Genomic DNA, 24,722 nt, shown 5'->3' with positions numbered 1-24,722 from the left:
ACCGCGAAGGAGTCGTGTGCGCACGAGACTGGGGGCGAACTTCGGCCGGCTGTGGGCCGCCTACGCGGTGAGCACCTACGGCACGTGGATCGCCTTCGGCGCGTTCCCACTCATCGCGGTTCGTGTGCTGCACTCCCCGGCGTTCGCCGTCTCGCTCCTCGAAGCCGCCGGACTCGCGGTCGCGGCGATCGTCGCGGTCCCGGTCGGGCCGTGGGTCGCGCACCGGGCCAAACGTCCGGTGATGGTGGCGATGGACCTGGTTCGCTTCGTCGCGATGGCGAGTGTGCCGGTTACCTACCTCCTTGGTTTGCTGTCCTACGGCCAGTTGCTGGTGGTCTCGGTCATCGCCGGGACTGCGAGCATCGCCTTCACCGCCGCATCCGGTGCGTACCTGAAACATCTCGCCCGCGGCGAGCATCTGCTCGTCGCGAACGGCAGGTTCGAGGGCACGAGCTGGGTTGCGACCGCGGCGGGACCGCCGCTCGGCGGCGCCCTCATCGGGGTGCTCGGCCCAGTGATGACCGTTGCCGCGGATGCCGTCAGCTACCTGCTGTCCGCGCTCGGTGTTCTCCGCATCCGCGGGAGTGACGTCGCGGCGCCCCGATCCGCGGCCCCCGACCTTCCTGGCGGTTGGCGGTTCATCCTCCACGACCCCGTCCTGCGGCGGCTGTTCTTCAACTCCGTGACCGTCGGCGGCCTCATCATGGCCACCAGCCCGCTCATGGCCGTCCTGCTGCTGGGCCAATACCATTTTCCCGCCTGGCAGTACGGTCTCGCTTTCGGTGTCCCCGCCGTCGGCGGCTTCGTCGGCGCGCGCCTCTCCGCGCGCCTCGTCGCCCGATATGGCCGGCACCGGATCATGACCGTCTTCGGCTGGCTGCGCTCGCTTTTCCCACTCGGCCTCGCCTTTACGCAGCCCGGCGTCCCCGGACTCGTCACGGTCATCGTCGTCGAGGGATTGCTGATCACCTGCATGGGCATCTTCAACCCGATCTACGCCACCGAACGCCTGCAGCGCACACCCCCCGAGCACGCCGCACAGGTGCTCAGCGCATGGAGCATCAGCGGCAAACTCGCGCAAGCCACCCTCATGGTCATCTGGGGCATCCTCGCGACGCTCACCAGCCCACTCGCGGCGATCACCATCTCCGGCGTGCTGTTGCTGGCCACCCCGCTCCTGCTGCCGAGGCGAGCACCTCTGGCCGTCTCGCCGGTCGCTAGATCTTCGCCGCCAGCCGGCTGATGTCTTCGAGGACGAAAGCGACCTTCGCGAGTACCGCCGGGTCGGGCGGGAAGTGCGGGTTGGGCACGGCGTAGACGGTCATGCCGGCGGCGAGTGCCGAGCGCATGCCGTTTGTGGTGTCCTCGACGGCCGCGCAGTTGCCGGGCCGCACCGCCAGCAGTTCGGCCGCCCGGAGGTAGACGTCCGGCGCCGGTTTGCCCGCAGCGACCTGCTCGCTCGACACCGCGACCCGCACCAGGCCGGTCAGGTCCGTCGCCGAGAGGAACGCGGTGATCAGCACCGGCGGCGACGAACTGGCGATGGCCACGGGATAACGCTCGGCGACCGCACGCACCGTTTCCGGCGCGCCCGGGAGTACCGGTGGTCCCTCGGCATAGCGCTTCGCCATCTCGTCGATCACGACCTGTGCGACGCGCTCCGGTGTGAGCCGCGCACCCAGTTCCTCGACCAGGTACCGCGCCCATTCCGGGGTGCTCATCCCCTGCATCGCCCGCGTTGCCGCGTCCGTCCAGTGGCCGCCGTGCCCGGCCACGACCGCGCGCCGCACCTCGTCCCAGGTCCGCTCGGAATCGACGAGCACCCCGTCGAGGTCGAAAACCACCGCGTCCATGCCGTGCACGCTACCGGCCCGTCCCGGACTTTAGAGTCTGTTTACCTGACGTTGGGGAGTGCCTGATCTTTGTCGCTTAACGTCGCGGCCGTTCCCCTGACTGAGCGGAGGCCTCGTGTTATCTCTCCCCCTGTTCGCCCATTCCGGTAGATCGTCGGTGACCTGCGAGTACCGCTGCGGCAACGCCTGTGCCCACGAGGCGCCGAACACGTCGGACAACGAGTACTTCGGTGACGTCGCGAAGGGCGTGCTCTCGCGTCGCGGCGTCTTCAAGGCCGGCGCCGTGATGACCGCGGCCGCCGGTGGGTTCGCCGCGCTGTCGGGCACTCCGGCCGCCGCCGCTTCTCCCGTGGCGCTCACCAAACCCGGCCGCCCGGTGCCCGGCACCGACTTCGCCCCCGTCGCGCCGAACACCGCCGACGCGCTCGTCGTCCCACCCGGCTTCCGGCAGAACGTGGTGATCCGCTGGGGCGACCCGGTTGTGCCCGGCGCGCCCGCGTTCGACCCGGCCAAGCAGACCGCCGCCGCACAGGCCAAGCAGTTCGGCTACAACAACGACTTCGTCGGGCTCATCCCGACCGGGCACAACAGCTACTTCATGGTCGTCAACCACGAGTACACGACCGAGGTCCAGATGTTTCCGTCGTACGACGCGAACAACCCGACGCGCGAGCAGGTCGAAATCGCCTGGGCCGCGCACGGGCTTTCGGTTGTGCAGGTGGAAAAGGACCGCGAGGGCGGGCTGAAAGTGGTGCCGAGCCGGTACGGCCGCCGCATCACGCTCGACACCGGGTTCGAGGTGCGTGGTCCGGCCGCGGGTTCGCAGTACCTCAAGACCTCCGCCGACCCGTCCGGCAGGCGCGTGCGCGGGACGCAGAACAACTGCTCCGGCGGCGTGACGCCGTGGGGCACCGTGCTTTCCGGCGAGGAGAACTTCCACCAGTACTTCGCCAATGCCGACAAGGTGACCGACCCGGTCGCACAGGCCAGGCTCAAGCGCTACGGCGTCGGCACCGGCACCAGCACCCGCAAGTGGGAACGCTTCGACAAGCGCTGGGATGTCGCACAGGAACCCAACGAGCCCAACCGGTTTGGCTGGGTGGTCGAGATCGACCCCAACGACCCGCACTCGACACCGGTCAAGCACACCGCGCTCGGCCGGTTCAAACACGAGGCCGCGAACATCAAGATCACCGGGGACGGCCGCGTCGCGGTGTACTCCGGTGACGACGAGCGTTTCGACTACATCTACAAGTTCGTGTCGAAGGGCAAGTACAAGCCCGGCACCAGCACACACGCCCGCCGGCACAACATGGCGTTGCTCGACGAGGGCACCTTGTATGTCGCGAAGTTCACCGGGGACAGCCCGGGCGAGATCGACGGGACGGGGAAGCTCCCCTCCGATGGTGAGTTCGACGGCACCGGTGAGTGGCTCCCGCTGGCCAGCGGTGACAAGTCCTTTGTGGACGGATTCACCGCCGAGGAGGTCTACGTCTTCACGCGGCTGGCCGCGGACAAGGCCGGCGCGACGAAGATGGACCGCCCGGAGGACATCGAGCCGAATCCGGTCAACGGCCGCATCTACGCCGCGCTGACCAACAACAGCGACCGCGGTGCGGCGGGCAAGGCCGGGGCCGACGAGGTGAACCCGCGCAACGGCAACAAAAACGGGCACATCCTGGAGTGGGAGGAGGTCCACGGCGACGCGGCGTCGACGAAGTTCTCCTGGCGACTGCTGCTCGTCTGCGGTGACCCGGCCACCGCCGACACCTACTTCGGCGGTTTCCCGAAGAACCAGGTCAGCCCGATCTCATGCCCGGACAACGTGGCATTCGACCCGTACGGCAACCTGTGGATCTCCACTGACGGCAACGCGCTCGGCTCCAACGACGGGCTGTTCTCGGTGCCCGTCGCCGGCCCGGAACGCGGGCACGTCAAGCAGTTCCTCACCGTGCCGATCGGTGCGGAGACCTGCGGGCCGGTCGTCACGCGTGACTTCGTCGTGGTGGCCGTGCAGCACCCCGGTGAGAACGGCACGCCGAGCGCGCCGACGTCGCACTGGCCCGACGGCGGGACCTCGCCGGCCCGGCCCGCGGTCGTTTCGGTCTGGCGGGATTGACCCCTGGCACCCGGCGCGCCCTTTTCGGCCGGGCGCACCGGGTGCCCTTTACCGTGGGGCCATGCCTGAAACTCCTCTCGCCCTTGTCACCGGAGCGTCCCGCGGGATCGGCGCCGCAGTCGCGCAGGCACTCGCGCCGACTCACCGGGTATTGCTCGGCGGGCGTGACACCGACGCGCTCGCCAAGCGGGCCGCGGAGTTGCCCGATGCGCGGTCGTGGCCGGTGGAGCTGACCGATCCCCACGCGCTGGCCTCGGCGGTCGCCGGGATCGACCGGCTCGACGTGCTGGTGCACTCGGCCGGAGTGTGCGAGCTGGGCACGGTCGAGGCCTCGGACACCGAGTCGTGGCGGCTGAACTACGAGGTCAACGTGCTCGCCGTGGTCGAGCTGACCCGGCTCCTGCTGCCCGCGCTGCGTGCCGCGGGCGGGCATGTCGTGGTGATCAACTCCGGTTCGGGCTGGAACGCGCGGGCGGGCTGGGGTGGTTACGCGGCAAGCAAGTTCGCGGCGCGCGCCTTCGCCGACACGCTGCGGCAGGAGGAGGAACCGAACGGGCTGCGGGTCACGTCGATCTACCCGGGCCGCACCGCGACGGAAATGCAGCAGGCCATCGCGACCGTCGAAGGCTTCGAGTACGACGCGGACAGGTACCTGCGACCCGAGTCGGTTGCCGAGGCCGTCCTCGCGGCGGTGACCGCGACTTCGGACGCCCACCCGACCGACGTGACCCTCCGGCCGCGCCGCCGCTGACGGGTTACGCGCGCAGGCGGGCGGCGGACTCGCGTGCCGCGGCGACGGCCTTTTCCCGATCGGTCCGCGTCGACTCGCCGTCCGCGACGACCTGCTCCCCCGCGACCCAGACCTCGCGCACGCGGTGCGAGCCCGCCGCCCACACGAGGTTCGCCACCAGCTGCTCGTCCGGCACGTCGAGCCCGGTCGCGAAGGCGAACCCATCCGCGCCGATGTGCACGACGTCCGCCCATCGGCCCGCTTCCAGTGCGCCGATGTCGTTACGTCCCAAAGCTTCCGCCCCACCACGTGTCGCCAGCAGCAACGCCTCGGCGGCGCCCAGCGCAGTGGAGTCCTTTGTGGACAATCGGGCGAAGAGGGCGGCGAGCCGGATCTCCTCCCACAGGTCGAGATCGTCGTTGCTGGCGGGGCCGTCCGTGCCGAGCCCGACCGGGACCGAGGCCGCACGCAGGTCCGTCAGCCGCGCGATCCCCGACGTCAGTTTCCCGTTCGAGCCAGGGCAATGCGCGACACCCACCCCGCGGTCGGCGAACAGCGCAATGTCCTCATCGGACAGATGGATCGCATGCGCGGCGATCACCCGGCCGTCGAGCAGCCCCACTTCGTCGAGCAGCTTGGGCACCGAACCGAATTCCGCGCGCTGTTTCTCGTCTTCGTGCGCCGATTCGGCCACGTGAATCTGCACGAGCGCACCTCGTGCGGCGGCCGCTTCCGCCGTCAACCGCAAGGCTTCCCGCGGCAGCATGTACGCCGAATGCGCGGCGAACGACAGCTCGATCCGTTCGCCCGGACCAAAACGCAGGCCGTCCGCGTCGATCCAGCGGCCGGCCGCGGCGAGCATCGTGCGCCAGTCGACACCGGGCAGGTCGATGATCGGCCCGCCGAGCACCACCCTGGCTCCGGTCGTCAGTACCGCATCGGCCATTTCCTCGGGGTGGAAATACATTTCCGCGCTCGTGGTCACCCCGTGCGAAAGCATTTCCAGCGAACCGAGCACCATCCCGGCGCGGACGTCGTCGGCGCGCAACTTCGCCTCGGCGGGCCAGATGACTTCCCTCAGCCAGCGCAGCAACGGCAGGTCCCCGCCCATCCCGCGCAGCAACGTCATCGGGCTGTGGGCGTGCGTGTTCACCAAGCCAGGCAACAGGATTCCGGGCAACGCCGTGACGGGGCCAGCGGGCTCGGGCGCCTCGGCGGCCGGACCGCAGTAGGCGATGCGGCCGTCGGCACCGATGTCCACCACGCCGTCCCGCACGATCGAACACGCGGGATCACAAGGCAGCACAACGGGTGCGGTCAACCGGGACGGCGTCATTCGTCCATTAAACCGGACCGCCAGGCCCAGGCCGCGATTTCGACCCGGTTGCGGGCGCCGATCTTGGCCTGCACGGCGGCGAGATGCGTTTTCACTGTGGACAGTGACAGGAACAGTTCGCCGCCGATCTCGGTGTTGGTCAGCCCGCGTGCGGTCGCGCGGACGACATCGAGTTCACGCGCGGTCAACGGTTCCTTGGGCGAGTTCACCTCACGCTTCGCCGTGACACCGTCGAAATGCTTGAGCAGCCGGACGGTGATCTGTGGCGACACCAGCGCGTCACCGCGGCCGGCGGCACGCACTGCCTCGACGAGCAGCGCCGGCCCGGCGTCCTTGAGCAGGAAGCCGCTCGCGCCGTTGCGCAGCGCGGTGTACACGTACTCGTCGAGATCGAACGTCGTCACCACGACCACCTTGAACGGGTCCGCGACGTCCGGCCCGGCCAGCTGCCGGGTGACTTCCAGCCCGTCGAGCCCCGGCATGCGGATGTCCAGCAGGCACACGTCGGGCCGTAGCTCGCGGGCCTTCGTCACCGCCGCGACACCGTCCTCGACGTCGGCGACCACTTCGATGTCGTCCTGGGTTTCCAGGATCATCCGGAATCCGGTGCGCACCATGCTCTGGTCATCCGCGATGAGCACCCGGATCATGCAGCCTCCTGTGTTCTACGGGACACCCGCGCCCGGTCGGCTCGCATGATCGGGGCTTCGCCATTGTCGATCATGCAGCCTCCCCGTCCAGCGGCAACCACGCTTCCACGACCCAGCCGTCCTCGGCCGGACCCGCGGTGAGCCGCCCGTGCAGCAACTCGACCCGCTCACGCATTCCGACGAGACCGTAGCCGCCCGAGCCGCCGGTCGGTCGGCGGCCCTGCGCCTGGCCGTCGTCGCCGACCCGCACGTGCAGCTCGCCGCCGCTGACCTCCGCCAGCACCGCGACCCGCGTCGCGCCCGAGGCGTGCTTGCCCACGTTGGTGAGCGACTCCTGCACCAGTCGCAACGCCGACCGCGCGACCTCCTGCGGGATGTCCGGGGTGAGCCGCAATGTCAGCTCGACCGGCACGCCGTGGTGCGCGGTCTCGGTCAGCTTCCGCAGGTCGGCGTCCAGGTCGGTGGTCGCGTTCTCGGCGGCATCGGCGTTGCTGCGCATGCTGCGGACCAGCCGTCGCATGGCGACGAGCGCCTCGGTCCCGGCCTCCTCGATCCGGTCGAGCGCGTCGGGAGCGAGCGCCGGATTCTTGTCGCCGATCATCTTCGCGGCCTGCGCCTGCACCACGATCCCCGTTACGTGGTGTGCGACGACGTCATGCAACTCCCGCGCCAGCGCCATCCGCTCGGACGTCTGTGCCTCGGTGACCGCGGACTCGACGGCCTTCGCCCGTTCCGAGTCGCGCGCCCGGAAGTACAGCCCCACCGCGCCCGAGATGCCCAGCACCAGCAGAGCGGCGATGAACAGCAGGTTCGCGTCGTAACCGCCGCTGCGGCGGTCGTGCGACATGTTCGACACCGTCGCCACGGCGACCGCCAGCGACATCAGGCCGACCACCGGCATGGCGTGCGTCGGCCGGGCACTGCGGACCAGTTGCACCACGATCACCACACCGGCCACGATTTCGACGCTCGGCATCGAGTTGAACAGCAGGAACTGGGACGACCGCACGACGAGGAACGTCAGCGCCGACAAGACGAACACGCCGGAGACGAGCACCCCGGACAGCACCGGCCTGCGGACGGCGTACAGGGCCAGCGCCGCGCTCGCCGCGGAACACACCCACAGCGGGAACGCCCATACCCCCGCGTTCAGCAGCTGGTACAGCTCGAGGAACAGCGGCAGGCACAGCACCCCGATCAGCGGCCACTGGCTGCGCAGCAGCTCGGTCGCCGCATTTTCCTTCTGTGATACCAACGTCAGCCGGAACCGCAGGCCGACACCCACCGCCGCGATGAGCAGTACCGCGCCCAGCAGCATGCTGTAGTCGAACCGGTTGGAGTGGGTCGACGAATAGGATCGCGCGACCACCGCGAACAATCCGGCCACGACGAGTGACGTCGTCGCGGCGACCGCCATCGCGGGGCGCAGCCGCCGCACCGCGAAGTACACGAGTTCCAGCCCGGCAACGGTTTCGGCCAGCGAAATATCGGTCAGTACGGTCGAGTACGCGGCGGCATCGGTGGCCCGGATCAGCGTGGTGGACACCACCAGCACGGCCGCCCCGGCGAACGCGCCGCGAGCCGGATGCGTGCGAGCCCACAACGCACAGGCCGACACGGCGAAGATCCCGGGCAGCAACAGCAGATCGCGCCCGCGTGGGCCGGCGTCGTCGAACGCGGCCGGGAACACCACCAGCAGATCGCACAGCAGTGCTGCGACCAGCACGACACCCTCGAGGCCCAGCTTCTGCCAGGCCACGCGGAAACGGTCAGAGAACGCCACACTCGAACGGTAAGGGATCCGGACATCCACGCACCTTGGCCGGGCGGCCACCGCACATCGGCCGATCGGCCGATCCGCCTGGCCCATACCAATCGGCAACCTGCTGGGCATGACAACACAGCGGAACGACGCAGCGGTGCTGTCCGGCCGGGGGCTGGTGAAGCGGTACGGCACGCAGCACGCGCTGGCGGGCGTCGACATCGACGTCCAGCCGGGCGAGGCGATCGCGATCGTCGGGCCTTCCGGTTCGGGCAAGACTTCGCTCCTGCACATCCTCGGCGGCATCATCCGAGCCGACGAAGGCGAGATTTTCCTTGGTGGGCAACGGATCGACCAGTTGTCCGAGCGCAAGCGCAGCGAGCTGCGGCGCCGGGACTTCGGATTCGTCTTCCAGCAGGGGATGCTGGTCGACGAGCTGACCGCGGAGGAGAACGTCGCGTTGCCGATGCTGCTCGGCGGGACCGGCCGCCGGCAGGCGCTCGCCGCCGCGCGTGACTGGCTGGCCCGGCTCGGGCTCGACGGCCGGGGTGGCAGCAGGCCGGGCGAACTGTCCGGCGGCCAGGCGCAGCGCGTCGCGATCGCGCGAGCGCTCACCCACCGGCCGAAGGTGATCTTCGCGGACGAACCGACCGGTGCGCTGGACACCAGGACCGGCAAGGACACGATGGATGCGCTGCTGGTCGCGGCCGCCGATGCGGGGGCGTCGGTGCTGATCGTGACGCATGACCGGGAGCTGGCTCAGTCGCTGCCGAGGACCGTCACCATCCGGGACGGCCGGGTGCACGCGACCGCGGTGGGGGCGGTCGCGTGAACCCGGCTCGGCTCGCGTTCCGGGTGCTGCGGCTGGACGGCCGGGCCCGGACCTCGACGATCCTGACGGCGGTCGGCGTCGCCATCGCGACCGGGCTGGTGCTGCTGCTGGTGAGCCTGCCGTTCGCGACGAAGGCGAGGGCCGAACGGTCCGGCTGGCAGGAGATCGACTACGACGCGAAGGGCTCGGCCATGCTCATCGAGCACGGCTCGGACTACACCGGTGACAAGGAGATCACCCGCATCGACGTAGCGTCCACAGTGGACAACATCGCGTTGCCGCCCGGGGTGCCACGGTTCCCGCGGCCCGGCGAGGTCCTGGTGTCGCCGGCCCTGTTCGAGCGCATGCACGCGTTGCCGGCTTCGCAGCTGGCCGACAGGTTCCCGGGAAAGATCGCCGGCACGCTCGACGACCGGGCGTTGAAGTATCCGGACCAGATGGTCGCACTCGTCGGGCATGCGCCGGACGAGATGCCGGCCGATGCCTATCAGGTGCCGGGTTTCCAGACCGCGGACAACGCAGGCGTGGACCCGCTGCTCGGGCTGCTGTCCGGGGTCGGCGTCGTGGTGCTGATCGTGCCGAGCCTCGTGCTCGTCGCGTCGTCGTCCCGGCTGACCGCCGCCCGCCGGGAGCGGAGGCTGGCGGCGCTGCGCCTCGCGGGGGCCACCCCGGGGCAGGTCACCGGCATCGTCGCGGCGGAGACGGGGATCGCCGCGGCCGCCGGCGCGTTGCTCGGGCTCGCCGTGAGCCCCCTGCTGCAGCGTCTTGCCACGTTCGTGCCGTGGGACGGCGGGACGTGGCTCCCGAGCGACTTCGCGTTGCCGGCGGCGCTCACCGTGGCGCTGGTCCTCGCGATGCCGCTGCTCGTGCTGGCCGCGGCCGTGCTGGGGCTGCGGCGAGTGGTGCGCAACCCGGTCGGTGCGGTGTCGGCGCACACGCCGAAACCGTTGCGCGCCTGGAGGTTGCTCGCACTGCCGGTGGCCGGCGGGTTCTTCACCTACGCGGTGTCGAGTGACTCGCCCAGCACCACGATGGTGCTGTTCGGGTTGCTGCTGGTCGTCGGGTCGGCGGTGGTCGTGGGGCCGTGGATCACCTACGCGGTGGGCCGGGTTTTCACGCGGTTGTGGCGCAACCCGTCCGGGTTGCTGGCCGGCCGGCGGTTGCTCGACGATCCGCGTGGCGCGTACCGGGCCTCGGCCGGAGTGGTGCTCGCGGTGTTCATCGGTTCGATGGCGCTGGTCCTGCTGCCCAGTTTCAGTGGCATGGCAGGCGGTGGCGGCACGTTCCGGGACTCGGTCATGGAGGTGAGCGCGTCGCCGGAGCGGGCAGGCGAAATCACCGCGCAGGCGAACGACCGGCTGGCTCGCTACGGCCAGCAGTCACGAGCCTTCGAGGTGGGCGAGGCGGATCTGACGTCGGTGAACGGCTCGCACGCGTACGCGCTGGTGCTGCCGTGTGCGCAAGCGCCCGCGTTGTTGCGCATCGAGGTGAGCTGCGCGTCCGGGCCGGCGGTGTACAGCACCCGCAACCTGTCCGGGTACCGGGTGGGTGGCGTGCCGTTCGCGCCGGGGGTGCCGATGAAGTCCTTGCGGCCGCTGGATTCCGACGCGACCCTGCCCGCGATCATCGATCCGGGCGCGCTGCCGCCGGGCGTCGTGCCGGAGGACGCCTATGTGGCGGCGTCCACCGCGGGGAGCGACCCGGAGACCGTGCGCACCGCGCTGACCGTCGGCGCTGAAAGCGTTTACAGCCGGGATGTCCATCTCGCCGTCCAGCAGAACGAACTGGCCGACCTGCGCCGGGTCACCGTGATCGGCCTGGTCGCGGCCGCGGTGCTCGCCGGCTGCAGCGCGGCCATCGCGACCGCGGGTTCGGTGCTGGACCGGCGCCGCACGTTCGGTGCGCTGATGGCGGCCGGCACGCCGGTCCGGGTGCTGTCGCGGGCACTGCGTGCCGAGGCGGCCCTGCCCGCGCTCGCGGCGACGATCGGTGCCGGCGTGGCCGGAATGCTGGTGGGGCTCGGGCTGTTCGGTCTCAGCGGAGGCGAGGCGGGGGTCGTGTTGACGCCGTGGCTGCTCGCGCCTGTCGTACTGGGTGCCGGGGTCGCGGTACTGGCGGCGTCGGTGTGCACACCCGCACTCAACCGGGTGCGCGCGGAACCGCTCGCCGACGAGTAAAGGGGGAGAGCCGGGGTGCCGTTCGTCGGGGGCGGCACCCCGGCTTTCATGTGCCGGGCAGCCGTTCGAAGATCAGGTCGCGGCTGACCCGGCCTTCCTCGTTCGCGCGTTGCTCGAACTTCGTCACCGGGCGCCAGCCGGGGCGTGGTGCCCAGTCGGGAAACCTGTTGCGCAGCAACGGTTCCGCCCCACACACCGCGAGCATCTGATCGGCATAGTCGGCCCAGTCCGTGGCGAGATGCAGCATCCCGCCCGGCGCGAGCCGCGACGCGACCAGCGAGATGAACTCGGGCTGCACGAGACGGCGCTTGTGGTGGCGCTTCTTCGGCCACGGGTCGGGGAAGAAGATCCGCACACCCGACAGCGTGCCGGGCTCGATGTGCTGCGTCAGCAGGATGACCGCGTCCCCGTGGAGCAGCCGCAGATTGTCCAGCGCCAGCTTCTCGGCACGCAGCATCAACTGGCCGAGCCCCGCTTCGTACACCTCGACGGCGACGTAGTTGACCTCCGGCTCCGCGGCGGCGAGTTGCGCCGTCGTCTCCCCCATGCCGGAGCCGATCTCCAGCAGCACCGGCGCCGACCGGCCGAACCACCCGGCGAAATCGAGGGGCCCCGGCGGCAGTTCCGCCACCTTCCGGCCCAGCTGCGGCCAGGTGTGCTCCCACGCCCGCTGCTGCCCGACGGTCATCCGGCCACCGCGCTGGACATAGCTGACGACACTGCGCAGCCGTGGTTGGTGCTCGCTCTCCACCTACCCAAACTAGCCGGGCAGTGAGACGCCGCTGAAAGGAGCTTGCGTGGCGGTGCGGGTAGCGGAACCTGAGGCGGCCCCTGGCTCCGGGATCGCCTCCTCAGTTGCCAGGGTGGTTGAAAACCCCTTTTAGCGCACCGCCTCGAACTCCCCCAGTCGGGAGCGGAGTCCGGCGAGGCCGGCGACCGCCACCGGTTGCGGGGTGGTTCCGCTGTGGGCGGGCAACACGTCGATCCAGCCGGCGTGTCTGCTGGTGTTCAGCAGCGTCGTCGGCATGCGGTGGCCCGACCGGCCGCCTTCGGACGGCATGAACTCCCAGTACCCCGACTCCGCGTCGGCGGCCCACGGCACGTACTCCCAGCCCGGCCGCCGCGCCAGGAGCTGCGCGATCCGGTCCTCGACGCGGAACCCGTCGGCCCGGGATTCGAGCCGGCCGTCGGCGAGCGCGCGCAACCACCATGGCGACGCGATCGGCTCGCCGCTTGCCGTCACCGCGTGGTACAGAGCCAGCACCTCGCTTTCCGGGGCGCGATGGATCCACGCCCGGCGGATTTCCGCCGGTCTGGTCGCCATCGCGGCGTCCCGGGGTAGCTCGATCGCCTGCGACCATTCAAGGCCGCCGAGAGGTTCGAGAAAGGGCTGATGCGCCACAGTGCGCGGACCGGGAACGGGGATACTGATTTCTCGTCCGATGTCCACCGTCAAGGGTCACCTCCAAAGGGGAGTTCCTGACGTGGTACGTCCAATTTACTGGTCAACCAGGCGATGTCTGCCCCCTGTGAGGCCCAACACAGAGCATTTACGACGACTTAACCTGGATTGCCCAACGGTTCCCGGCTATTTACCTGCGAACGCGAGAAAGTCCGGGCCACCCCCCGATTGGCGGCCCGGACTTTCCTTTCCCCTGTCCGGTCGGCGCGGCCCCGAATTCGCGCTGGTAACCGGAGTTCCCCTGTGGTGGGTCCTTACGCGTCCCGCCGGTTCGCCGACCAGATGGCCGCGATCAGCAGGATCGCCGCGAAGCCGGCGAAGTACGCCAGCGACCAGCCCTGGCCCAGCACGGCCGTCGACATGGGGCTGCCCGCGTCGGCGGCACGGCTCCCGTTCGACGCGCCGCTGCCGGTCAGGAACTTGTTCGCGACGTTGAACGGCATCCACTTGTAGATGTCGTCACCGATGCTCGGGATGAGCCGGACCAGGCTCTCCACGGCGAGCGAGTAGATCAGCAGCAGCGCGATGGCACCCGCGCTGTGCCGGATCAGCACCCCGATGGCGACCGCGATCACCGCGGCCAGCGCGTACACCACGCCGACACCGGCGACGTTGATCCAGTCCGCGGAACTGTTCAGCGCCAGGTCCGCGTTCGGCTTGAGCAGCTTGCCGACACCCCATGAGCCGAAGGCGCTCACCTCGCCGATGACCAGCGCGAGCAACGCGACCACGGTCGTCTTGGCCAGCAGCGCCGACGTGCGGTGCGGGACCGCCTGGAAGGTCGTGCGAATCGTGCCGAAGCGGTACTCGGTGGTGACCGCCAGCGCGGCCAGCACCATGATCACGGCCATCCCGAAGGCGTAGCCGAACTGCGTCGACGCGACGGTGGCGGGAATCTCCTGGTCGTTCGAGTTGCCCACGACCAGCGCCGCGAAGCCGATGGTCAGCACGAGCGTGATGAGCGCGCACCACCACGGCGAGCGCGTGGTGAACAGTTTGATGCGTTCTACTGCGAGCAGAGTCATGGTCTTTCGTCTCCCCTACTTGGCGCTCGGCTCGAGCACCTGCTGCGCTTCGGCCTCCAGGCCGGTGTGGTACTCGACAGAGTCGCCGGTGATCTGCATGAACGCCTGCTCCAGCGAGCCCGTCTGCGGGCTCAGTTCGTGCAGCACCACGCCGTTCTGCGCGGCCAGCTCACCGATCTTTTCGCTCTCCAGGTCGGCCACCAGCAGCCCCCCGTCGGACTCGGTGAACGTGGCGCCGGCGCGTTCCATCAAGGGACGCAGCTGGTCCAGCTGCGGGCTGCGCACCTTGACGGTGTTCTCCGCGGCGCGCGCGACGAACTCCTTCGTCGTGCTCTGCGAAATCAGCTGCCCCTTGCCGATCACGACGAGGTGGGACGCGGTCAGCGCCATCTCCGACAGCAGGTGGCTGGAGACGAACACGGTGCGGCCCTCGTCGGCCAGCCGGTGCATGAACTTGCGGATCCAGAGGATGCCCTCCGGGTCCAGGCCGTTCACCGGCTCGTCGAACAGCAGGACTTCCGGGTCACCGAGCAGCGCGCCGGCGATGCCGAGCCGCTGCGACATGCCGAGCGAGAAGCCACCGGCGCGCTTGTTCGCGACGCTGCTCAGCCCGACGATGTCGAGCACCTCGTCGACGCGGCGCGCGGGGATCTTGTTCGACTTGGCCATCCACGCCAGGTGGGAACGCGCGGACCGGTTGGGGTGCACCCATTTCGCTTCGAGCAGGGCACCCACCGTGCGCAACGGCTGCTTGAGATCGTGGTAGCGCTTTCCGCCGATGCGCACCTGGCCGGAAGTCGGGTTGTCGAGCCCGAGAATCATTCGCATCGTGGTGGATTTGCCGGCCCCGTTGGGACCGAGAAACCCGGTCACCTGGCCAGGTTCGACGCTGAAGGAAAGGTTGTTCACCGCCAGCGTCTTGCCATATCGCTTGGTGAGGCCCTCTGCCTCGATCATGACTGCTCCCCTTATCAGACCTTCGATTGCCCCTCGATGGCACATCATTTCTGATCGGGCGGCGCGTACGCGTCATCCTGGAGGCCGAACTTCCACCCGACTGCGGGACTAGCTTCCCGTGACTGCGCGCCGCGCGCGATCGGGAATGACCCTGACTCACCCCTGAGCTTCACGGCCCGTTTTGTCGGGGGTGCCGGGTAGGTTGCGGCGCATGGACAACACGTTGGCGGGCAAGGTCGCGGTCGTCACGGGCGCGACCAGGGGATGTGGCCGCGCGATCGCGGTCGAGCTGGGCAGGCTCGGCGCGACGGTGTACGTCACGGGGCGGACGACGCGGGAGTCGGCGTCGCCGATGGGGCGCGCGGAGACCATCGAGGAGACGGCCGAGTTGGTGGACGCGGCAGGCGGTCACGGGGTGGCCGTACGCTGCGACTTCTCCTCAGTGTCCGATGTGGACGCTCTGCGCGCGCGGATCGGCGGCCGGGTGCACGTCCTCGTCGACGATGTCTGGGGTGGGGACAGGTTCATCGAGTGGGACGTGCCGTATTGGGAGGCCGATCTGGACAAGGCGCTGGCGATGGTCCGCGGTGCGGTGGACACGCATCTGATCGCGCTGCACCGGCTGCTGCCGCTGGTGGTCTCCGAGCCGGGTGGTCTGGTCATCGAGGTGACCGATGGCGACAACGACGATTATGTCGGCCCGACGATCGGTTATCACGTGGCGAAAAGCAGTATTCGCGCGATCGGCCGCGGGCTGGGTGTCGAACTCGCGAAGTTCGGTGCCACCGGAATGGCGGTCACGCCGGGATTTCTGCGCTCGGAAGCCATGCTTGACATATTCGGCGTGACGGAGGGGAATTGGCGCGATGCGGTGGGTAAAACAGCGCCGCTCGATTTCGCTGTATCGGAAACTCCGGCGTATGTGGGCCGTGGTGTCGCCGCACTCGCCACCGATCCCGAAGTTTCCCGCTTCGCGGGGCGCACGCTCGCGTCGTGGACCTTGATGCACACCTACGGTTTCACCGACGTCGACGGCACCCGCCCGGATTTCGGCCGGTGGCTCACCGAAGTCCGCGGCGCCGGCATCGATCCGGCCGACGCGGACGCCGCCCGCTTCCGGTGACCGGCTCAGCCCTGCCCTGGCCGGATCAGGCCCGTCTCGTAGGCGAGCACCACCGCCTGCACCCGGTCCCGCAGCCCGAGTTTCGCCAGGATCCGTCCGACGTGGGTTTTCACCGTCGCCTCGGACAGGAACAGGGTTTCGGCGATCTCGACGTTCGCCAGGCCTTTCGCGATCAGCACCAGCACTTCGCGCTCGCGGTCGGTCAGGACCTGCAACTCCGACTCGTCCCGCAAGGGGCCGCCGCCGGTGACGAAGCGGTCCAGCAGCCGCCGGGTCACCGACGGCGACACCACGGCCTCACCGCTGGCCACGGCGTGCAGCGCGGACACCAGATCCGCGGGTGGCGTGTCCTTCAACAGGAACCCGCTCGCCCCGCCCTGCAACGCCGCGTACACGTACTCGTCGAGATCGAACGTGGTCATCACCAGCACCCGCGACGTGCCCGCCTCGACGATCTGCTTCGTCGCCTCGACCCCGTCGAGCACCGGCATCCGGACGTCCATCAGCACCACATCGGGCCGCAGCCGCTCGGCCAGCCGCACCGCCTCGGCACCGTCACCGGCCTCGCCGATCAGGTCGATGTCTTCCTGCGCGCCGAACACCATCCGGAACCCTGCCCGCATCAGCTCTTGATCGTCCACCACGACTACCCGGATCAAGGCGCCAACCTCACGGGCAACGTCGCGTGTACCTGCCATCCGCCGCCGGGCGCGGGGCCGACCTCGAGCGAACCGCCGTACACGTTCGCGCGCTCGCGCATCCCGATCACGCCGTTGCCGCCGGGCAGCGGCGGTTCCGCTGCCGGCACCAGCGCCCGTGCCTTGCCCGCCCCGTCATCGGTGACGAAAACCTCCACCAAGTTCTCCCCGCGTACCACCCGCACGTCCGCCCGCGCGCCTTGTCCCGCGTGTTTCAACGTGTTCGTCAGAGACTCCTGCACAATCCGGTACACCCCCAGCGAAACGCCGGTCGGCAGCCCGCTGAGCGTGCCGTCGATCTCCAGTCGCACCGGCACCCCGGCCTGCCGCACCCGCTCGACCAGTTCGGCGAGCGACTCCGCGTCCGGTTGCGGGATCCGCGGAACCCCGTCGCCGTCTTCGTTGCGCAGCACGTCCAGCAGCCGCCGCAGCTCCGCGAGCGCTTCCCGGCCGGTCGCGGAGATTGTCTGCACCGCCCGCTCGGCCAGGTCGGGGTTTGAGCGCACGGCGTACGACGCGCCATCGGCCTGCACCACGATGACGCTCACCGCATGCGCCACGACGTCATGCAGCTCGCGCGCGATCCGGCCGCGTTCCTGTACGACGGCGATCCGGCTGGCGTGGTCACGTTCGGTCTCCAGCAGATGCAGTCGCGCTTCGAGCTCCGTCTGGTACGCGCGCCGGGCGCCGACGAACTCCCCGAGCACCCACGAAAACGCGAACGTCAGCACGATCAGGATGGTGATGATCCAGTTCGAGGACTGCCAGGTCAGCCCGAGCTGGATCCCGCCGGTGATCACCTGCGCAACCAGATACCAGGCCGCCTGCTTCCGGTTGACGTAGACGACGAGCGTGTACAGCGCGATCGCACTCGCGGTCAGGCTCGAAATCCCGAGCTGCAGCACGCTGTGCACGATGCTGACGACCAGCACGACATACGCCACGATCATCGGTGAGCGCCGCCGGAACGCGATCGGCAGTGTCATCACCAGATCGACGGGAATCGTGACGTACCACGGTTTCATGCTGGGGTGCGGGTGCGTCGAGTCGACCACGAACAGCAGCAGGTCGACCAAGAGCAGCAACGCGGCGAGCAGGCTGTCCCCGACCACCGGGTGCGCTCGCATCCACAAACTCAGTCGCCGCACCCAGCCACCCTAGGTCGCACGGTCCTGGCTCCGCGTCATCCGGCGGTAGCACCTTCGGTGGGACCAGGGGACGACTCGTGGCAGGATTCCCGTGTACTGCGCGCTGTGGGAGGGGGGCGACGTTGACGGACCCGGGTCGCCTTGCCGGCCCCTTGTCGAGGTCGGTGGCCGACCTGTGCCGCCGGTTGCAGCCGCAGGTGTCCGCGCGCACGGCTGCGGGCTTCGCCGAGGTGATCCGCAGGCTCGGCGCGCCATTGCAGCTCGCGGTCGCCGGGCGGATCAAGTCCGGTAAGTCCACCCTCGTCAACGCGTTGATCGGGCGCTGTGTCGCGCCGACGGACGTCGGCGAGTGCACGCGCCTGGTGACCCGGTTCCAGTACGGCACGGTGGACCGCATCGAGGTGGTGTTCAAGGGCGGGCGCAAGCAGGTACTGCCGTTCGCCGCGGACGGGAGCATCCCCGCCGAGCTGGGTGTGGACATCGCCGAGGTGTCCCATATCGAGGCGTACCTGACGAACGCGGTGTTGCAGGGCATCACCGTCATCGACACGCCAGGCCTCGGTTCGCTCGACGCGGCGTCGGTGTCCCGCACCGAGGAGCTGCTCGGCGCGGTCAAGCCGGAAGAGGGCACGGAAGACCCAGGCGAGTTGGACACGACGTCGCAGCATGCCGTCGCCGGGGCGGAGGCCGTGCTGTACGTGGTGACGCAGGGCGTGCGCGCGGACGACCGGCAGGCGCTCGCCGCGTTCACCGCGGCGACGGCGAGCCGGGAGGCCGGCCCGGTCAACGCGATCGCGGTGCTCAACAAGGCCGACACCATCGCACCCGAGTCGGTGCAGGGCGCGGGCAATGATGTCTGGAAGGCCGCCACCATCCTCGCCGAGAAGCAGGCCACGCTGCTCAAACCGCGGGTCGCGGACGTGCTGCCGGTGATCGGCCTGATCGCCGAGTCCGCCGAAGCGGGCCGCTTCACCGCCGCCGACGCGGAAACCTTGCGCCAGCTGTCCACTTTGGACGAGGACACTGTGGACACCTTGCTCGTCGCGGCGGACATCTTCACCAGCTGGGACTGCCCGGTACCGGCCGGAACCCGCTTGCGGCTACTGGAAAAGCTCGACCTCTACGGCGTGCGCTGCGCGATCGACGCGATTCGGGCCGACCCCGCCATCACCGCGGGTGCGCTGCGCCGGATGTTGCTGGAGGCGTCCGGGCTGGCCGCCGTCCGGGCCCGCGTGGAGGTCGTGTTCGCCGCCCGCGCCGACGGGATCAAGGCCGCCGCCGCGCTCGCTTCGGTGACCGCGCTCGCGCACGCGTCGGGCAACCCGGCCGAGCGGCAGCGGGTGCACGACGCGATCGAGGTGTTGCTCGCGAGGCCCGAGGCGCATCAGCTGCGCCTGCTGGAGGCGCTGACGCTGGTGGTCGCCGGCGCGGTGGACATGCCCGAGGATCTCGCCGAAGAGGTGTTGCGTGTGGGTAGCAACGCCGAGGTCGGCGCGCAGCTGGGCCTGCCGGGCGGCACACGCGCCGAGCTCGCTGCGCACGCGCTGGAGCGGGCGGGCTGGTGGCGCTCGTTCGCGTCGTTCGGTGCGACACCGGCGCAGAGCCGGGTGGCGCATGTCGTGCATCGCGCGTATTTCCTGATCTGGCAACAACTCCGCGAGAACCGGGGGTGAGCGGAATGCCTGCGTGGTTTCGCCGGGAGCCGGACCCGGAGGTGGACGATCCGACCGGGCAGATCCCGGCGCTGAGCATGGCGAAGATCATCGAGGAGGCCGACGGAACCGCGGCCGCCGGCGATGCGTCGGAGCACGATGTGACGTCGGTGTTGGACCGGGCGCTGGCCGATCGTCAGGCGCTCATTCAGCTGTGTCTCTACGCACTCGACCGGGCGCGCAGTGGCGGCGTGGTCGAGCGCATCGAGCAGGGGCTGGCCGGCATCGGGGTGACCGCGGTCAGACCGGACGGCCAGCGCTTCGACCCGGCATTGCACGAGGCGGCCGGTGCCGTGCTGACCGATGACCCGGCGCTGGACGGCGTCGTCGCGGAAACCGAGGTGGTCGGCTTCGCCGATCACAACCAGCTGCTGCGCGCCCCGGTCGTCACGGTATACACGAAACGATGACCGTCACGGCGCTGCCCAACCAGGTCAAGCAGGCCCGCGATGTCCTGCTGACGTTGTTGCGGGACAACGATCCGGAAGCGGCGAAGTGGGTCGAGGACATCCGCCGCACCCGCAAGCGCAAACCGTCGGTCGTGGTGGTGGGTGAGACCAACCGCGGCAAGAGCTCGCTGGTCAACGCGCTGCTCGCGAGCCCGGGGTTGTCCCCGGTCGACGCGGATGTGGCCACCGCGACGTACCTGGTTTTCGACCACGCGCCGGAGTGGTCGGCGCAGGCCTGTTACCCCGGCCAGCTCGCACCGGTCGGCATCCCGCTGGAGGAGCTCGACCGCTGGGCGTCGGCGGCGCGCGAACTGCCCGAGGGGCAGCTCCCCCCGCGCTACGTCGAGGTGACCGGGCCGGTGCCGATACTGGAACGTGTGTCCATAGTAGACACTCCAGGGGTCGGCGGGCTCAACTCGATGCACGGTGAACTCGCGATGGAGGCGGTGGCGAACGCGACCGCGCTGCTGTTCGTGGTCGACGCGTCGGCGCCGTTCACCGCCGGCGAACTGGATTTCCTGCGCAAGGTCGGCGATCGTGTCGAGACGGTGTTCTTCGCACTGTCCAAAACGGACCAGTTCCGCGGCTGGCGTGAAGTGCTCGAGACCGACCGGCAACTGCTGGACGAGCACGCGCCCCGGTTCGCCGACAGTCCGTTTCATCCGCTCTCGGCCCGGATGTTCGAGCTGGCTGGCCGCGCGCCGAACGAGCAGGCCGCGACGATGCTGCGCGCTCAGTCAGGCGTGATCGAGCTGCAGGAGGCGATGCAGGAGGAGCTGGTCGGCCGCTCGGCGATGCTCGGCGAGGCCAACACGTTGCGCGCGCTCGCCACGGCACTCGGCGAGCGGCGCGCGATCCTGTCCACGGAGCAGCGCGCGCTGTCCTCCGGCGAGGCCGAAGCCGAAGCACTGCGCGCGCGCCGGGACCAGCTCGCGGTCCAGCGGCGCTCGTCCACCCGCGGCTGGCAGCTACGACTGCGCGGCGAGATCCAGCGTGCGCGGGTCGATCTCGGGCACGAGTCCAGCCGCCAGATGCGGGACGCGCAGTCGTGGTTCCGCCAGCAGATCGAGGGCGCAAAGCGGGATCAGCTGCATGAACTGCCGCACCAGGTCGACGCGGCGCTGCGGATGATCTCGCAGCGGGTGTCCGCGGTGATGGCGCAGCGACTCAACCGCGTGACCGACGTCGCGCTGGCGGACCTGTTCGCCGCGGAGGAGCTGGACGTCATCCGGGCCCAGTTCATGCGCACCGACGGGCCGCAGGTCGTGCTGCGCCCGCCGGACAAGCGGCCGCCGACGTCCGAGGACAAGCTGCTGGTGTTCATGGGAGTCTCCGGCGGGGTCGGCGCGGGCAAGATCGCGGCGCTGCCGCTGGCCGGGGTCGCCCTGCTCAACCCCGTCGTGCTGCCCGCGACGATCGTGATCGGGCTCGGCGCCGGGTGGTGGATGGCGCGCACCCGCAAGCACGCGGCCGACAAACAGCACATGAAGCAGTGGCTCGTCGAATCCATCGCCGAAGCTCGCTCGACGCTCGACCAGCTCGTCGCCGAGCAGCTCATCGAGGCCGAGCAGCAGCTGTCACTGGCCCTCGACGACGCGCTGGGCAGGCGCATCGAGAACATCGAGAGCCAGCTCAAAGAAGTCGACAAGGCGATAAAGATGGATGCGCAGGAGCGGGCCGGGCGGCTCGCGGAGCTGAGCAGGCGGATCCGCGAGGTCGGCGACGGCCGCGACCGCGCGGAGAACCTGCTTTCCCGTCTGCGCACAATCCGTGAACAGCACTGACTACGGGCGATGACGCTGGTTGTGTCCGGGAACCGAACCGGCATACGGTGAGTCCAAGTTGCCGATCACCAACCTCGGAAGTGGGGAGAAGCGGGCCGTGTGGATCGACGAGGCCGGTGGTGCCGACGCGACGGGCACCGGGCACGAGAGTGAAATGGAAATCTCCGTCGAAGGTCAGAGCTACACCGCCGAGGTGAACTTCGACATCGACCACGACGGTGAGGACGACGCCGTCCGCCTGGACAACGCCGACGGCACGACCACCGCGTACGTCGACCACGACGGTGACGGCCGCGCCGACGAGTACCTGCACACCGACCTGCGAGGCGAGGTCGTCGACAGGGCCCGGTTCGACGCGAGCACCGGTGACTGGATCGCCGAGGACGGCACCGGTTCCACTTCCAGCGGTAGCGAAAACCAGGCCGGCCTGCAGGGTGACCTCCACGCCGACCTCGCCGACGGCACTGTCGACCTCGGGCATGCGACGGTCGACAGCAACAACGACGGCACCGCCGACACCGCGATCATGACCGGCGCGGACGGCACCCACCTGTTCACCGATCTCGACGGTGACGGCAATGCCGATGTGCAGACGGTCATCACGCCGGATGGCGAGTCGCACACCTACGATCACACCGGTGCCGGCGAATGGACCGAGGCTTCGGCGGACGTGCGCCCCGACAGTGACCAGTTCTGGGGCATCGGTCACGACACCGTCGTCGAGGGTGTGGCGAAGATCGACTCCGGCACCGGGCAATGGATCTCACAGAACTGAAAAGCGTCCTCGAGAGCCGGCTTTCCCTGTGGGGAAGCCGGCTTTTTCGTTGCCCAGGTTTCGGGGAGATCACGCCGTCGGACAAAAATCTTTTGCGCTAGGCCGGTTCAGCGATATCTGAATCGATTCCCTGATCGTTCTTGTGAGAGAACCGACAGCTCAGGGCTCGGTTAGGAGCCGCTGTGGCGGCTAACCTCGAAGAATCCCAATTTTCGGCACACCGGTCGCCAGCCGGTGTGCGAAGCCATTCGGTCGCCGGCGAAGGAGCCCGCCTCCGGACTTGCGCGTCCGGTCGCGGGCTCCTCCCGTCGAAGTCAGGAGAAGGAATGACTGCAGTAGCCATCCCGGGACTGGACAAGGCACCGACCTCGCACAGCGGGGTTCTTGCGTGGGTGCGGGAGGTCGCTGAGCTGACCACCCCCGATCGAGTGGTGTGGTGCGACGGCTCCGCGGAAGAGGCCGCGCGGATCAATTCCGAACTCGTCGAAGCGGGCACTTTCCGCCCGTTGGAGGCGAAACCGAACTCGTTCTGGGCCGCTTCGGACCCCAGTGACGTGGCACGCGTCGAGGAGCGCACCTTCATCTGCTCCGAGCGCGAAGAGGATGCCGGGCCGACCAACAACTGGATGCACCCGGACGAGATGAAGGCGACCATGACCGAGCTCTACCGGGGCTCGATGCGGGGTCGCACGATGTACGTCATCCCGTTCTGCATGGGACCGCTCGGTGCCGACGACCCGAAGCTGGGTATCGAGATCACGGACTTCGCCTACGTCGTCGCGTCGATGCGCGTGATGACGCGGATGGGCGAGGCGGCGCTCGAGAAGTTCATCACGGAGGACGGCACCGAGCGGGAGTTCGTGCCCGCGCTGCACTCGGTCGGCAAGCCCCTCGAGCCGGGTGAGCAAGATGTGCCGTGGCCGTGCAACGACACGAAGTACATCACGCACTTCCCGGAGACCAGGACGATCTGGAGCTACGGCTCGGGGTACGGCGGAAACTCCTTGCTGGGCAAGAAATGCTTCTCGCTGCGGATCGGTTCGGTGCTCGCGCGCGACGAAGGCTGGCTCGCTGAGCACATGCTGATCCTCAAGCTGATCTCGCCCGAGAACAAGTCGTACTACGTCGCCGCCGCGTTCCCGAGTGCCTGCGGCAAGACGAACCTCGCGATGCTGCAGCCGACGGTCCCCGGCTGGCGCGCCGAGACCATCGGTGACGACATCGCGTGGATGCGTTTCGGCGAGGACGGCAGGCTGTACGCGACCAACCCCGAGTTCGGCCTGTTCGGTGTCGCGCCCGGCACCGGCGTGAAGACCAACCCGGTGGCGATGAAGACCATCGAGAAGGGCAACACGGTTTTCACCAACGTCGCGCTGACCGACGACGGCGACGTGTGGTGGGAGGGCCTGACCGAGGAGCCGCCCGCGCACCTCACCGACTGGAAGGGCAACGACTGGACGCCGGACTCCGACGTTCCGGCCGCGCACCCGAACTCGCGGTTCTGCACCCCGATCGCGCAAGTGCCGACGCTGGCGCCGGAGTGGGACGACCCGCAGGGCGTGCCGATCTCTGCCATCCTCTTCGGTGGTCGCCGCAAGACCACGATCCCGCTGGTCAGCGAGGCGCGCGACTGGCAGCACGGTGTCTTCATGGGCGCCACGATGTCGTCGGAGAAGACCGCGGCCGCGGCCGGCAAGGTCGGCGAGGTGCGCCGCGACCCGATGGCGATGCTGCCGTTCCTCGGCTACCACGCCGGTGACTACTTCAAGCACTGGATCGAGCTGGGCAAATCCGCCGACGGCGGCAAGCTGCCGAGGATCTTCTACGTCAACTGGTTCCGCCGCGGCGAGGACAAGCGCTTCCTGTGGCCGGGCTTCGGTGAGAACTCGCGTGTGCTGAAGTGGATCATCGAGCGCATCGAGGGCAAGGCCGGTGCGGTCGAGACCCCGGTCGGCTTCGTGCCGCGCGCCGAGGACCTCGACACCGAGGGGTTGAAGGAGCCGCTGTCGGACATCCGGGCGGCGCTCGAGGTCAAGCCCGAGGAGTGGCGCGAGGAGATCCCGCTCATCGAGGAGTGGTTCGACAAGATCGGCGACAGGGTCCCGTCGAACCTGCGTGACGAGCTGGAGC

At 69.2% G+C, this 24,722-nt stretch carries 21 protein-coding genes; 11 read left to right on the top strand and 10 right to left on the bottom strand.

Annotated features, from left to right (window positions below; translation table 11 throughout):
• The first annotated feature begins 16 nt into the window (after window positions 1-16).
• Window positions 17-1,243: an MFS transporter gene (locus GKO32_RS32615; protein WP_312868956.1), complete on the top strand. Its 1,227-nt coding sequence runs from the start codon at window positions 17-19 to the stop codon at window positions 1,241-1,243.
• Here GKO32_RS32615 and GKO32_RS32610 read toward each other — a convergent pair.
• Window positions 1,218-1,853, bottom strand: a complete 636-nt coding sequence (locus tag GKO32_RS32610) for an HAD family hydrolase (protein ID WP_154760757.1) — start codon at window positions 1,851-1,853, stop codon at window positions 1,218-1,220. The two genes, GKO32_RS32615 and GKO32_RS32610, sit on opposite strands and share 26 nt — an antisense overlap.
• A gap of 115 nt (window positions 1,854-1,968) precedes the next feature.
• On the opposite strand from GKO32_RS32610, the gene GKO32_RS32605 reads away from it, so the two are divergent.
• Window positions 1,969-3,972 (top strand): PhoX family protein, encoded by a 2,004-nt coding sequence (locus GKO32_RS32605; protein WP_312868955.1) that lies wholly within the window; start codon window positions 1,969-1,971, stop codon window positions 3,970-3,972.
• A gap of 61 nt (window positions 3,973-4,033) precedes the next feature.
• Window positions 4,034-4,723 (top strand): SDR family oxidoreductase, encoded by a 690-nt coding sequence (locus GKO32_RS32600; protein ID WP_154760755.1) that lies wholly within the window; start codon window positions 4,034-4,036, stop codon window positions 4,721-4,723.
• A gap of 4 nt (window positions 4,724-4,727) precedes the next feature.
• On the opposite strand, the gene GKO32_RS32595 is transcribed toward GKO32_RS32600, so the two are convergent.
• The 3 genes from GKO32_RS32595 to GKO32_RS32585 form a co-directional block, all read right to left on the bottom strand.
• A complete protein-coding gene (locus tag GKO32_RS32595; protein WP_154760754.1) occupies window positions 4,728-6,038 on the bottom strand; it encodes an amidohydrolase family protein in 1,311 nt (436 codons plus the stop codon).
• Complete coding sequence (locus tag GKO32_RS32590) at window positions 6,035-6,688, bottom strand: response regulator (RefSeq protein WP_154760753.1); 654 nt, start codon at window positions 6,686-6,688, stop codon at window positions 6,035-6,037. Before GKO32_RS32590 ends, GKO32_RS32595 begins: the two co-directional genes overlap by 4 nt.
• A gap of 70 nt (window positions 6,689-6,758) precedes the next feature.
• Window positions 6,759-8,471, bottom strand: coding sequence for a sensor histidine kinase (locus GKO32_RS32585; protein ID WP_312868954.1), 1,713 nt, complete (start codon window positions 8,469-8,471; stop codon window positions 6,759-6,761).
• A 109-nt stretch (window positions 8,472-8,580) separates the two neighbouring features.
• Here GKO32_RS32585 and GKO32_RS32580 point away from each other — a divergent pair, with 109 nt between their 5' ends.
• Entirely contained in the window at window positions 8,581-9,282 is a 702-nt protein-coding gene (locus GKO32_RS32580; RefSeq protein ID WP_154760752.1) for an ABC transporter ATP-binding protein, read from the top strand.
• On the top strand, window positions 9,279-11,459 hold the full coding sequence (locus tag GKO32_RS32575) for an FtsX-like permease family protein (protein WP_312868953.1): 2,181 nt from the start codon (window positions 9,279-9,281) through the stop codon (window positions 11,457-11,459). Before GKO32_RS32580 ends, GKO32_RS32575 begins: the two co-directional genes overlap by 4 nt.
• Before the next feature lie 46 nt (window positions 11,460-11,505).
• Here the strand turns inward: GKO32_RS32575 and trmB are convergent, their stop codons facing one another.
• The 4 genes from trmB to GKO32_RS32555 all read right to left on the bottom strand — a co-directional run bounded on the left by trmB (window position 11,506) and on the right by GKO32_RS32555 (window position 14,903).
• On the bottom strand, window positions 11,506-12,210 hold the full coding sequence (gene trmB, locus GKO32_RS32570; protein WP_312868952.1) for a tRNA (guanosine(46)-N7)-methyltransferase TrmB: 705 nt from the start codon (window positions 12,208-12,210) through the stop codon (window positions 11,506-11,508).
• A 129-nt stretch (window positions 12,211-12,339) separates the two neighbouring features.
• Window positions 12,340-12,915 (bottom strand): hypothetical protein, encoded by a 576-nt coding sequence (locus GKO32_RS32565; protein WP_154760751.1) that lies wholly within the window; start codon window positions 12,913-12,915, stop codon window positions 12,340-12,342.
• Between the two features lie 260 nt (window positions 12,916-13,175).
• Complete coding sequence (locus GKO32_RS32560) at window positions 13,176-13,946, bottom strand: ABC transporter permease (protein ID WP_154760750.1); 771 nt, start codon at window positions 13,944-13,946, stop codon at window positions 13,176-13,178.
• A 15-nt stretch (window positions 13,947-13,961) separates the two neighbouring features.
• The gene (locus GKO32_RS32555; protein ID WP_154760749.1) at window positions 13,962-14,903 is read right to left on the bottom strand and encodes an ABC transporter ATP-binding protein; all 942 of its coding nucleotides are present in this window, start codon (window positions 14,901-14,903) and stop codon (window positions 13,962-13,964) included.
• Window positions 14,904-15,126: 223 nt separating this feature from the next.
• Here GKO32_RS32555 and GKO32_RS32550 point away from each other — a divergent pair, with 223 nt between their 5' ends.
• Window positions 15,127-16,026, top strand: a complete 900-nt coding sequence (locus tag GKO32_RS32550; protein WP_376766024.1) for an SDR family oxidoreductase — start codon at window positions 15,127-15,129, stop codon at window positions 16,024-16,026.
• Between the two features lie 5 nt (window positions 16,027-16,031).
• Here the strand turns inward: GKO32_RS32550 and GKO32_RS32545 are convergent, their stop codons facing one another.
• Window positions 16,032-16,685: a response regulator gene (locus GKO32_RS32545; RefSeq protein WP_154760747.1), complete on the bottom strand. Its 654-nt coding sequence runs from the start codon at window positions 16,683-16,685 to the stop codon at window positions 16,032-16,034.
• On the bottom strand, window positions 16,682-17,851 hold the full coding sequence (locus GKO32_RS32540; protein ID WP_154760770.1) for a sensor histidine kinase: 1,170 nt from the start codon (window positions 17,849-17,851) through the stop codon (window positions 16,682-16,684). The genes GKO32_RS32545 and GKO32_RS32540 overlap by 4 nt, the downstream gene beginning before the upstream one ends.
• A 143-nt stretch (window positions 17,852-17,994) precedes the next feature.
• On the opposite strand from GKO32_RS32540, the gene GKO32_RS32535 reads away from it, so the two are divergent.
• The 5 genes from GKO32_RS32535 to GKO32_RS32515 all read left to right on the top strand — a co-directional run.
• Entirely contained in the window at window positions 17,995-19,545 is a 1,551-nt protein-coding gene (locus GKO32_RS32535; RefSeq protein WP_154760746.1) for a dynamin family protein, read from the top strand.
• A 5-nt stretch (window positions 19,546-19,550) separates the two neighbouring features.
• Window positions 19,551-19,994, top strand: a complete 444-nt coding sequence (grpE, locus tag GKO32_RS32530) for a nucleotide exchange factor GrpE (protein ID WP_154760745.1) — start codon at window positions 19,551-19,553, stop codon at window positions 19,992-19,994.
• Window positions 19,991-21,817: a dynamin family protein gene (locus tag GKO32_RS32525; RefSeq protein WP_154760744.1), complete on the top strand. Its 1,827-nt coding sequence runs from the start codon at window positions 19,991-19,993 to the stop codon at window positions 21,815-21,817. The genes grpE and GKO32_RS32525 overlap by 4 nt, the downstream gene beginning before the upstream one ends.
• Window positions 21,818-21,875: 58 nt before the next feature.
• A complete protein-coding gene (locus GKO32_RS32520) occupies window positions 21,876-22,592 on the top strand; it encodes a DUF6802 family protein (protein ID WP_246245068.1) in 717 nt (238 codons plus the stop codon).
• A gap of 326 nt (window positions 22,593-22,918) precedes the next feature.
• Window positions 22,919-24,722: phosphoenolpyruvate carboxykinase (GTP) (locus GKO32_RS32515; RefSeq protein ID WP_154760743.1), on the top strand; the 1,804-nt coding region annotated here is incomplete at its 3' end.

Source organism: Amycolatopsis pithecellobii (assembly GCF_009707865.1).
In the GTDB taxonomy this organism is placed as follows: domain Bacteria; phylum Actinomycetota; class Actinomycetes; order Mycobacteriales; family Pseudonocardiaceae; genus Amycolatopsis_E; species Amycolatopsis_E pithecellobii.
This window is presented reverse-complemented; position numbering and strand designations above follow the sequence as displayed.